The following is a 10,068-nucleotide window of genomic DNA, read 5'->3' on the forward strand; positions in this document are numbered from 1 at the left end:
GAGCTATTCCCCTCCTTTTATGTTTGTTTTGGCATGTTTCACTGTAATATAGGGCGAGGACACTTCTTTAAAACGATTAATACGTGCTTGATAGTTGTTAAAATGCACCTGAAGAATTTGAACAATCTCATGAGCATTTAAGATATGACATTCTAGACCGTCTTCTGAAAGTTCTGTTAAATTCTCTCGTAACATCTCCGCTCTTTCTAACAGTGTTTCCATCCCGTTTTGAATACTTTCTTCGCTTCCCTGTACTTTCTCCCTTAAAAGAAGGTAATGCGCCTTTTTCAGCGTATTCTGAGCGTGTGAGGAGTTCTCTAAATAAGAAACATATCCACTTCTTAATAATTGACGCATGGCATTCGATTCTTCTTCTATCTTTTGTTTCTGATCTTCCACATAATCCGATAAGTCAACAGGTTCTGCCAGAACTTCAATTTGAAATTCGCATGGAATTCCTGACACAATCGCACCAAATTCCTCCATCAATTCTAGTTTGTCTTCCTCACCCATTAATTCCAAGTTCATCGTCCCCACCCGAATGCCCACAATCAAGGTTTGCTTCTTCGTCAGAATCGCTTGATGATACAACGTTTGAATCGGAATTAAATCCTGTGTACGTTTTGCTTGTTGTCTCTGTTTTCGTTTTTCTTGCCATTTTTGGAAACCCATTTTCTCACCTACCTACTCTTTTTTATATAACAAGATCGTTTGCTTCTTTCTTTTTCGCTGATGAAAACGAAATACATCTAGCAAGTACGCACCTGCTTTCACGTTACAGCCTTGAATCGCTGGTAGCACAAGTAACCCCGTAAATAGAACGAACAAGACTAAACCTAATCCAAGTTGCACAAAAATATGAATCGGTAACAAATACAATGTTCCGCCAACAATAGGAAGGAAGAGAAGATAGTAGCCTATCTCCTTCCACCCTATACCCGTATTCGGAATTAGCTCAAACTTCGCCTCAATATTTTTTGGAATATGAATGTGTTTTGGACTCATCTTTCTTTACCTCAACTTTCCAACCACAAAATTCACAATTAATGTTCCCATAAAAATAACGCCTGTCACCATCACAATCGATAGCATATCGCCTTTGCATTCTGCTTTCTCCGATGGGTTATTTGCGAGCTTCATTTTGATTCCTTTCCATCCAAACATACAAGCTCCAACAGATGGGGCAACGAATAGAATAATAGTCGAAACAGCATCTACAATACTTTTAATCTTTGTTTTAATCTGATCTTCTTCACCAGCGGCAAAAGCAGTATGTGGAGTAAATATAATGACACATATCATCGCAAACATTGCATACTGCCAAATGATTTTATTTTGAAACAAGTTTTTTACTTTTTGTTTCATGACGACCACTCCCTCTCTTCTCTCCTCATTTTATGTCTAGCCCCACTACACTTGCCCTCCTTGTTCCATTGGCGCCTGCTTGGATGTGTCTTCTGTAGATGATGGTTTCTCGGGTTCGTTTGGTGGTTCAACAGGTGGGTCTTGCTTTTGTTCTTCTACTACTTTGACTACCACTTTCGTAACAGAAAGATTTCCTGCTTTATCGGCTGCCATCACTTCTACTGAAATATCTCCTGCTTTGCTCGTATCATACGCTCCAATCGTTACTGTAGGGTTTGCATCCTGATTATCTTGTACGGTCACCAAATCTTGTGGTAATAATTTTGCTCCGACTTTTACGGTGACATTCTCTTTTGGTGTAATCACAGGCGCTTCCGTGTCTTTATTCTCATTTACATCTATTACTTTCACCGTAACCATGACACTTGCCTGATTTCCAGAGCGATCTACCGCAATAACTTCTACCTGTATCTCTCCTGCTTTGCTTGTATCGTACTTGCCGACAGAAACAATTGGATTCGCATCCTTGTTATCACTTACAGTAACTAAATCTTGTGCGGAAAGAATATGACCAACTGTCACTGTAATGTTCTCTTTCGCTTTGATCACAGGCGCTTCCCTATCCTTATCTGCTTCGGGGTCGATAACGGTTACTGTTACCCTGATACTAGAACGGTTACCTGCTTTATCAATCGCAACCACTTCTACCTGCATTTCCCCAGTTTGACTTGTGTCATAGTTCCCGTTAATCGATAATAACGGACTCTGATCCATGTTGTCGGTTACGGTAACCAAATGATGAGGATTCAGATTCTGTCCTTTTTGTACCGTTAGATTCTCTTTTACTTTCATTTTTGGTGCTTCGCTATCTACGATTGGTTTCGGCTTTTCTGGTTCTGTGGGTGGTTCTACGGGAGGTTTCGGCTTATCTCCCCCATTTCCACCTGTAGGTGGTATGATAACGGGCGGTTTCGGTTTATTCCCCCCTCCATCATCTGTGGGTGGCATAATGACTGGTGGCGTAGGCTTATCAGGTTCTGTTGGCAGTTCTACCTTCACCTTCGGCTTTTCTATATTGATTGGTGGCGTAGGTTTTTCAAGTGAAATGGATTCTTTCGAATTTGATGTATTCCCTAATGGTGTCAAGATAACTGGCGGTGATGGTTCTATTTTTGGTGGTTCGATTGCAGGCGTTGGTAACTTTTCTTGCTCTATTTTCGATTTTTGATTCGTTTGAAGAATCGTTGTTAATTGCTTTGTCTCATCTTCTGTTAAATATTTTTTTGCTATCGTGGTAGAGATAGGAGAAGATTCTTTTTTAGAAGATACATGCATGACATTTTCATCGGTAGGATGCGGTTCCTTTTCTCCTTCCTTCTCTTTCTCTGACTTCTCCTTTTCCTTCTCAGGCTTCTTCTCTTTTTTTACTTCTTCTGTTTTCTTTTTGCCTTTTTCTTTAGATGATGCTTCTTCTTTTCCAAAACACCCAGTAAGAGAAGACAGCGCAAGCACTGTCCCACTTACAATCGTGACTTTCTTCAGAAATGCTTGTTTCTTAGTCATTTTGAACCCTCCATTTGTATAGTTCTCTAGTCATCTAGTGATTGCAATCTACCTGCTTAATTGGGATTTTTCTTGGAAGATAATACGTATCGAGTACAATCACTTCATTTTGTAGTAAAAAAAGTTCCATTTGATCGTATCCACTCATTCGACTAAAATATTTTGCATCATCCATACTATTTGTGCCAAAAAATAGGATTTGATTGCACTCCCCAGCAATTTGATTGGCAACCTGTTTCCCATAAACCTGTTGGAGATGAGCGTGTGACTGAACAATCATGGAAATATGAATTCCTTTGGCTTTCACAACTTGTAGGACATGCAAGAGATTGGGAATGGGATACAACTCATACTCATCTAAATAGAGATGTACATCTCTTTCTACTGTTTTTTCTTGTAGTAGGTCGAATACTTTTTGAAGACGATCTCCCCGCTCTTGATACGTACTATCAATGAGATTGACAGAAATATATAACACAAACTTTTGTTGTGTAGCGTTCACTACCATGTCTTGTAAGCGTTCCTCAAATAGCGGATGAAGGAGATTCAATTGTAAGATTTCATATCCCTGCTCAGCTTTTGTTTGATTGGTAGCATAATAGATTTCCTTTTTCCTGCTCTCTACAACGATGATGTTCTTTTCTTCTTGCTTCACATTTGGAATGGTATACCATCGTGTTTTTCCTGCACCAGTAGGACCAACGACGTACACATTCGAATGGTTTTCTTTTTCAAACTTGATTTCAGTAGCCCCGATTAACATTTCTTTCACCTATCTTTCGGATTTTCATTATAGAAACCATATCAGTAATATAGCTATCCATGTTGGAATGGCTAGTAAACATGCATTCTTACACCCTCTAAAAAAATGGAACGTTTCTTCCACCTCATAAGCATCTTCCTGAAGCCTTTCTTGGGACAGATATCCCTTTGCCTTTACCAACTTACTATTTTCCCCTTCCAAAATATAACTTTGGCCCATTCCTTCTCCAGACTTTCCAACCACCAAAGAGTGTTTCGTCAATGGCTGATTCATACCCCTTTGCCCCTTTCTAGCCCTTTCAGATATCGCTGATAGATACAGTGTTTCCTAAGAATGGAAACTAACTGTTCAATAATCCCTGTCCTTGTCATACGTTCTGAAGGATCAATTTTCTTAAAAATATGATACGATGGGTGATTCTCTCCAATTGACGTCATTAACTCTGTTACATATTCCTCTTGTTCGGTTGCTTTCTGTAGCAAGTCTAATGTTTGGTCCACATCAACATACAGGAGTTCTCCGCTCTTTTTTTGAAAATACATCATACAGCCTGCTAATAATTCTATAGCCGATTCTACCCAAAACCCTTCTCGTTCCGCTGGTTTGACAAATGTTCTCGCAATTGCCATTGCCTGCATATATTCATCCAAGTGGAGGGTATACATCTTTCCTTTCCCAACTGTACCGTCTACAAATCGCTTCTGGTTTTGGTTATACATACTTACACCACGCATTTTTCTCCCTACCTTCCCTTTTAGATGATTCTCTCAACTGACACCCTTTATACTATTCCGTTTCCCACCAACCCTTTGTCGTTGAAAATCATTTATTTACTTGTGTCAAACAGTTACTTTCTCGGTAAAATACGCCACACTTTGTGCCGATTCATTATCCCGATTATCAAACAGATCTCGATACTGTACCATCATGTCCATCCATTCTTCTTTTGAAATTTCCTGTGCTTCGGCAAACCCAATTCCTACATCCTTGGAATACGAATCAATTGTCCATTCTATGGTATAACCACTATCTTTTAATACACTTTGATTCCGTTCAAAGGAGAGAATGGTTTCTTTGTCAAACGAACATCTTACTAACTCTGTTAGATAACAAGAAGACCCGTTTTTCAAGAGAAGACGTTGATCTGTCAATTCCTTCCCCTCAAACAATCGCTCCTGTCCGTTTTCATCAAATACTTGAAACAACACATCGACACTCATGGAGCTCACGTCTTCTCCTTTATACACAATCGGTTCATTTGGTATAAATACATAGTCATAACCTAATCGATATTTCACCACTGTACTTCACCCTTTCCTACAATTGATATCCTACTCATTCGCCTTTTTATTTGTACGATAGGCACGAATTGCTACAAGTCCACCTAATAACATTACAACTCCACCAATCCACTTCCAGTATGGATTTTCTTCTTTTCCACCTGTTGTTGGGAGCGTATTTTCGACTTTTTTGGGCGCTGGCTCTACTGCTTTCACAATTGGCTGGACTTTGATTGGTTGTTCTACCTTTGGCTGTGGTTGTACAGGCTTCTCAGGTTGTTGACTTGGTTGCTCTGGTTTTGGTTGTTCCGGCTTACTTTTGAACTTCACTGTTTGCCCTTTATCCTGAATGTCAGCGTGCGTTGCAACTAACACATCATTTTGATATACGTCTTCAAATACCACTACTTCTTTCCCCTCAAGTGCAGAAGCATTGAATGTGAAATCTAACGTAACAGAACCATCTTTTTCTTTCGCAGTAAATGTCGTTTCTGATGTAACTTCCTTCCCATCTACTTGTAATGTTTTGTTTGTTGCTTTATCCATGAGCTTTCCTTTCACTACATATTCTTTCCCTACGATAAGGTCTTTGTACTCGACCTTATCTTGGATTGTTACAGAATCTGTAGCGTCTAACTCTTTTGATCCATCCACTTTGTTTAGAGCTGTTGTTTTCACTTCAGGATTCACAAACTTGACTGTTTGCCCTTTGTCGTTGATATCCTCATGTGAGGTAACCATTTTTCCGTCTTTGAATAACTTCTCAAATACCACAACTTCTTTTCCTTCTAAACCAGTTGCATTACATGTGAAGTCTAACGTAATTGAACCGTTTGCTTCTTTTGGTGTAAACTTCGCTTCCACTGTTACTTCTTTCCCATCTACAACGAGTGGTTTCCCAGTTGACTTATCCATTACTTTACCTGTAAGCGTGTATTCTTGCCCTACTAGTAGGTCATTGTAGTCCACTTTATCTTGAATTGTAACAGACTTAGACGTGTGCATTTCTTTTGCTCCATCCGTTTTATCCGTAGCGGTTGTTTGAATCGATGGAATCTTTTCATCTGCGACAATATGTTTCACGATTTCACCATTCTGCTTGATTTCAAACGAGAATGTTTCTTCATTCAACATATATCTGTCGGGCGAATGTTTAGTGCAAAATAAAAGTACAGAGTCGAGCAACGATTTTGTACATAGATAAAGTGCATAAAAAAAGGCTTGTCAGCTCTTAATAAATCCCTTACTGTTTTCGTTACCACACGAAACAGGAGGACTAGAAAGGATGCTAACAATGCCTGAAATTCATTATATCAAACATTTAAGAGAAAATGATGATTTAAGTATTTCTGAAATTGCAAGAAAACTAGGAAAGAATTGGAGAACTGTCAAAAAGTATGCTGATGAAGAAGTGTATCCTTCGGATACTGGTCCAGTTTGTACAAAAACAGGAATGATGTATGATAGTGAGTTTGGTGAAATTGTAGATTTATGGTTAGAGGAAGATAGTAAGCTTCGCCGTAAGGAACGAAGAACAAGTAAAAAGATATTTAATCAATTAAAAACAGAATATAAGTTTCAAGGTTCGTATCGAACCGTATGTGATTATATCCAACATCGAAGACCACAGATAAAAACAGCAAAAGAAAAACGTTACGAACGATTAGAACATCCTCCTGGAGAAGCACAAGTTGATTTTGGAAATATGACAGTTGTCAAAGATGGAGCATATAAAGATATTAAAGTACTATTGTTAAGCTTTCCCCATAGCAATACAGCATTTGCTTATCCATTACCAGCTGAAAATAAGGAATGCTTTTTAGAAGGCTTAAAACAGCTATTCCATCAAGCAGGTGGTGTACCAACACATCTTAGGATTGATAATCTATCCGCCGCTGTAATCACCATAGGAAAAGGTGAAAATCGTATTTATACAGAAGCGTTTTTACAATTTCAAATGCATTATAACTTTGAAACACAACCATGTAACCCTTATAGCGGGCATGAAAAAGGTAATGTTGAGCGTAAAGTTAGTTATACACGTAATAATTGGTTTACAACTTCACCGGTTATGGAAAGTTTTTCACAACTTGCACAGTGGCTAGAAGTACAAGCATTAGAGGATCAAAAACGACCGCATTATGATAAGAAAATCATGATAGAGGAGTTGTGGAATGATGATAAAAATGCATTAAAGCCATTGCCTTTAGAAGACCTATCGGTCTTTTCACTAGATACTACAACTGTAAATAAATATGGAGAAATTACAGTAGATCAAGAACGATTTGTTTTACGCAAAACAAATGTCAAACAAGTTATTGTCATAAAAAAAGAATGGGATCAATTTACATGTTTTACTTCTGAAGGAGAAGTAATCTTTAAAGAATATAGACCTTACATGCATACAAATAGGCCCATTCCTTGGGAAGAAATTTTTGAAGATTGGGAAAAGAAACCACGTGTAGTACGTTATTCAAGATATTTTAAATACTTACCTATGAGAGTTCAGGATTATCTCCTCTTCCAAACGGAAGAGCGTAAATCACGCTTAGTAGGGATAAAAAGATTGCTCAAAAAGTATTCTTTACAACAATTACATGTTGTTTTAGAAAATGAGGATTGGCTATCAAAAACCCCTTATGAACTTGATGGCATATTACAAGCGAAACAAGTAACTTATCCGCAGAAATGGGAAGAGAAACACACACCATCTGTTTTAGTGGATTATGAAACGGATTTAGAACAATACGATCGGAAACTCTGTCCAACTTTAGAGAGGAGTTCATTTTCACTATGATACACAGAAACCTACAAGAAGCTTGTAAAGTATTACATTTGAGTTCTATTCTAGAGCATTATGATGAAGTTGTATTTGAAAATAAAGAACAATTCTTACAGGATATTTTAAACTTAGAAATTGAAGCTCGACAAAGTAAAAAAGTATCAACTTTAATAAAAAAAGCAAAATTTAGAGAGTTAAAGTGGTTGAAAGATTATGAATGGGGTGAACAAATTCATTTACCTTCTACGACAAGCAAAGAACATATTAGTGAGTTGCGATTTTTTGAAGGAAAACAGAACCTTTTATTACTCGGATCTCCTGGAACCGGAAAAACACATTTAGCAACAGCTTTAGGTTTAAAGGCCTGTGAACAAGGATATCAGGTAAAGTTTTTTCGAGTAGCTGATTTAGTAGGCATATTAGAAGAAGCTTTAAAACAAGGGAATCTAACTCGTATAAAAAAACAAATTGAATCATGTGATCTCTTAATTTTAGATGAACTAGGTTATGTACCGTTTCAAAAGCAAGGAGCGGAGCTCCTATTCCATATTATTGCCGACTGTTATGAGCAAAAAAGTGTGATAGTTACTTCGAATTTAGAATTTGGTCAATGGAATCGTATATTTGGTGATAATCGACTTACTTCTGCATTGGTGGACCGTTTGGTCCATCATGCCCACATTATTGCATTTACGGGAGAAAGCTATCGTTTACGCAATGCGTTGTCTTCTGGAAACACTAAAATTACTATTTAAAAAATCGAGCTGCTAGCCTCTGCACTTTTCGCTGCAACTCTCTGTATTTTCTACTTGCACAAAACAGGGCGAAGCCGTTTCTTTGTAGGTATACTTCCCATAACCAAGTTTGAATGTTGCAACCCCTTCTGCATTTGTCTTTCCTTTTGCTACAATTTCACCTTTCTCATTTCGAATCTCAAATTCTGCATTTGGTAGTTTTACATTCCCATCTGCAACATCAATCTTCGTTAGTTCTAATTCACCATAGATTGGTTGATTTTTTGCCTCTAACTCGATTGTCTGTCCTTGTTCTGTGATTTGGAATGGAATTGGTTCTTGCGATAACACGTACCCTTCTTTCGCTTTCGATTCTACAAATGTGTAAGAACCAAATGGAATGTTCTCTACTTTGATTAGACCATTTTCATCTGTTGTATGCTCGCTGATGACTTTCCCTGCACTATTTTTCAATTGGAATGTAACACCTGCAACTTTCTTTTCTGGATGTTCCGCATCTACTTTCAGCAGTTGTACGTTCCCTTTAATTTGTTTATTTTCAGCTGTCCACGTTACCATCTCACCCGTTTTGACTTCTAACGTTTGTGGGGTATCATTTAAGATATAACCCACAGGACTTTTTACTTCTTTCACGACATAAGTTCCAATCTCAATATTATCTAAAGAGGCAATCCCCTTGTCGTTTGTTGTAATCGTTCCCATACTCTTCTGGTCGCTAGCTAACACCTCAAATACTGCTCCTACCAGTGGTTTCTTGTTTTCATCCACTTTAAGGATTTTCAAACCGCCTACCGCTTTCCAAAAGACTTGTAAATCCTGACTTACTTTCTCTTGACTACGTTCTAATAGAACCGTTGCATCCTGAATCACACTTGTACCTTTATACATCACCGCATGTTGATTTGTCAGGTTGGCAGTTACTCGTAATGACAATTCAGCACTTTTAGAGGATTTCGGCACTTGTACACGGAATTTTTCACCTAGTTGGAATGTTTCTTTTGCTTCTCCCTGTTCTGTGACAACTCGTGTTCCAGCTGGTGCTTCTTGCAATTGAATCTTGTACTCACCTTTTTTTGCATTCGTTTCTACAGCATATGTTGTGGTTTCAAAATACTCACCATGTAACGTAGCTTCTTGCTTATCTGTCGGTTGTACATTCATATAAACATCTTGCGTGTCCCCTGTATGATCCGCCGCATACGTAATGGCTTTCGTTGCTTGTTCCACAGCTTGATCTTTAAATTGCAATTCACCTGTATTGATTTGCCCAAGTGCATGCCAGATACTCAGCTGCGTGGCGTAATGAGCCTGTTGCCATGTAGAAACTCCTAGTTGTTCAGGCGTTTTTTGCGGATATCCATTTAATAGTACACGGTAGACAACATCATCCGTTCGTCCTACCTCTGGTAAATCTGTACCATTTGGAGACTTGAGCCCGTATACCAAGCAATACGCAATTTGACCACTGGCGTTTTTCAAAAGCTCTGTACGGACATTTTTTCCGTATTGTGGACTGTAAGCCCAATTCATCTCGTAATTTTCACGATGAATCACCTCCGC

At 38.3% G+C, this 10,068-nt stretch carries 11 protein-coding genes and 1 pseudogene; 2 read left to right on the forward strand and 10 right to left on the reverse strand.

Annotated elements, in window-relative coordinates; genetic code table 11:
* Positions 1 to 3: 3 nt before the first annotated feature.
* The 9 genes and pseudogenes from MHH55_RS35030 to MHH55_RS35070 all read right to left on the reverse strand — a co-directional run.
* A complete protein-coding gene (locus tag MHH55_RS35030; protein WP_340882690.1) occupies positions 4 to 672 on the reverse strand; it encodes a hypothetical protein in 669 nt (222 codons plus the stop codon).
* A gap of 12 nt (positions 673 to 684) precedes the next feature.
* Positions 685 to 1,005, reverse strand: a complete 321-nt coding sequence (locus MHH55_RS35035; RefSeq protein ID WP_144489158.1) for a hypothetical protein — start codon at positions 1,003 to 1,005, stop codon at positions 685 to 687.
* Between the two features lie 6 nt (positions 1,006 to 1,011).
* The gene (locus tag MHH55_RS35040; protein WP_000810964.1) at positions 1,012 to 1,365 is read right to left on the reverse strand and encodes a TrbC/VirB2 family protein; all 354 of its coding nucleotides are present in this window, start codon (positions 1,363 to 1,365) and stop codon (positions 1,012 to 1,014) included.
* A 45-nt stretch (positions 1,366 to 1,410) separates the two neighbouring features.
* Entirely contained in the window at positions 1,411 to 2,928 is a 1,518-nt protein-coding gene (locus MHH55_RS35045; protein WP_340882695.1) for a hypothetical protein, read from the reverse strand.
* Between the two features lie 34 nt (positions 2,929 to 2,962).
* Positions 2,963 to 3,691, reverse strand: a complete 729-nt coding sequence (locus tag MHH55_RS35050) for a type IV secretory system conjugative DNA transfer family protein (RefSeq protein ID WP_340882699.1) — start codon at positions 3,689 to 3,691, stop codon at positions 2,963 to 2,965.
* Between the two features lie 27 nt (positions 3,692 to 3,718).
* Positions 3,719 to 3,964: a hypothetical protein gene (locus MHH55_RS35055; RefSeq protein WP_340882702.1), complete on the reverse strand. Its 246-nt coding sequence runs from the start codon at positions 3,962 to 3,964 to the stop codon at positions 3,719 to 3,721.
* On the reverse strand, positions 3,961 to 4,425 hold the full coding sequence (locus MHH55_RS35060; RefSeq protein ID WP_340882705.1) for a hypothetical protein: 465 nt from the start codon (positions 4,423 to 4,425) through the stop codon (positions 3,961 to 3,963). The genes MHH55_RS35055 and MHH55_RS35060 overlap by 4 nt, the downstream gene beginning before the upstream one ends.
* Positions 4,426 to 4,530: 105 nt before the next feature.
* Positions 4,531 to 4,989: a hypothetical protein gene (locus tag MHH55_RS35065; protein WP_340882707.1), complete on the reverse strand. Its 459-nt coding sequence runs from the start codon at positions 4,987 to 4,989 to the stop codon at positions 4,531 to 4,533.
* Positions 4,990 to 5,022: 33 nt separating this feature from the next.
* A pseudogene (locus MHH55_RS35070) lies at positions 5,023 to 6,120 on the reverse strand (VaFE repeat-containing surface-anchored protein); the annotation flags it as partial.
* A 136-nt stretch (positions 6,121 to 6,256) separates the two neighbouring features.
* Between MHH55_RS35070 and istA the strand changes: the two are divergent.
* Both istA and istB read left to right on the forward strand, forming a co-directional pair.
* On the forward strand, positions 6,257 to 7,768 hold the full coding sequence (istA, locus tag MHH55_RS35075) for an IS21 family transposase (RefSeq protein ID WP_078188121.1): 1,512 nt from the start codon (positions 6,257 to 6,259) through the stop codon (positions 7,766 to 7,768).
* A complete protein-coding gene (istB, locus tag MHH55_RS35080) occupies positions 7,765 to 8,508 on the forward strand; it encodes an IS21-like element helper ATPase IstB (RefSeq protein WP_172404313.1) in 744 nt (247 codons plus the stop codon). The genes istA and istB overlap by 4 nt, the downstream gene beginning before the upstream one ends.
* Before the next feature lie 12 nt (positions 8,509 to 8,520).
* On the opposite strand, the gene MHH55_RS35085 is transcribed toward istB, so the two are convergent.
* On the reverse strand, positions 8,521 to 10,068 hold a 1,548-nt coding region (locus MHH55_RS35085; protein WP_445661842.1), incomplete at its 5' end, for a SpaA isopeptide-forming pilin-related protein.

It is taken from the genome of Bacillus sp. FSL K6-2944 (assembly GCF_038005385.1).
Classification (GTDB): domain Bacteria; phylum Bacillota; class Bacilli; order Bacillales; family Bacillaceae_G; genus Bacillus_A; species Bacillus_A cereus.

Excerpts from the sequence above, each read along its gene's own strand:
- MHH55_RS35030 (WP_340882690.1), bottom strand. The coding sequence starts at position 672 with ATGGGTTTCCAAAAATGGCAAGAAAAACGAAAACAGAGACAACAAGCA.
- MHH55_RS35035 (WP_144489158.1), bottom strand. The coding sequence starts at position 1,005 with ATGAGTCCAAAACACATTCATATTCCAAAAAATATTGAGGCGAAGTTT.
- MHH55_RS35040 (WP_000810964.1), bottom strand. The coding sequence starts at position 1,365 with ATGAAACAAAAAGTAAAAAACTTGTTTCAAAATAAAATCATTTGGCAG.
- MHH55_RS35045 (WP_340882695.1), bottom strand. The coding sequence starts at position 2,928 with ATGACTAAGAAACAAGCATTTCTGAAGAAAGTCACGATTGTAAGTGGG.
- MHH55_RS35050 (WP_340882699.1), bottom strand. The coding sequence starts at position 3,691 with ATGTTAATCGGGGCTACTGAAATCAAGTTTGAAAAAGAAAACCATTCG.
- MHH55_RS35055 (WP_340882702.1), bottom strand. The coding sequence starts at position 3,964 with ATGAATCAGCCATTGACGAAACACTCTTTGGTGGTTGGAAAGTCTGGA.
- MHH55_RS35060 (WP_340882705.1), bottom strand. The coding sequence starts at position 4,425 with ATGCGTGGTGTAAGTATGTATAACCAAAACCAGAAGCGATTTGTAGAC.
- istA (WP_078188121.1), top strand. The coding sequence starts at position 6,257 with ATGCTAACAATGCCTGAAATTCATTATATCAAACATTTAAGAGAAAAT.
- istB (WP_172404313.1), top strand. The coding sequence starts at position 7,765 with ATGATACACAGAAACCTACAAGAAGCTTGTAAAGTATTACATTTGAGT.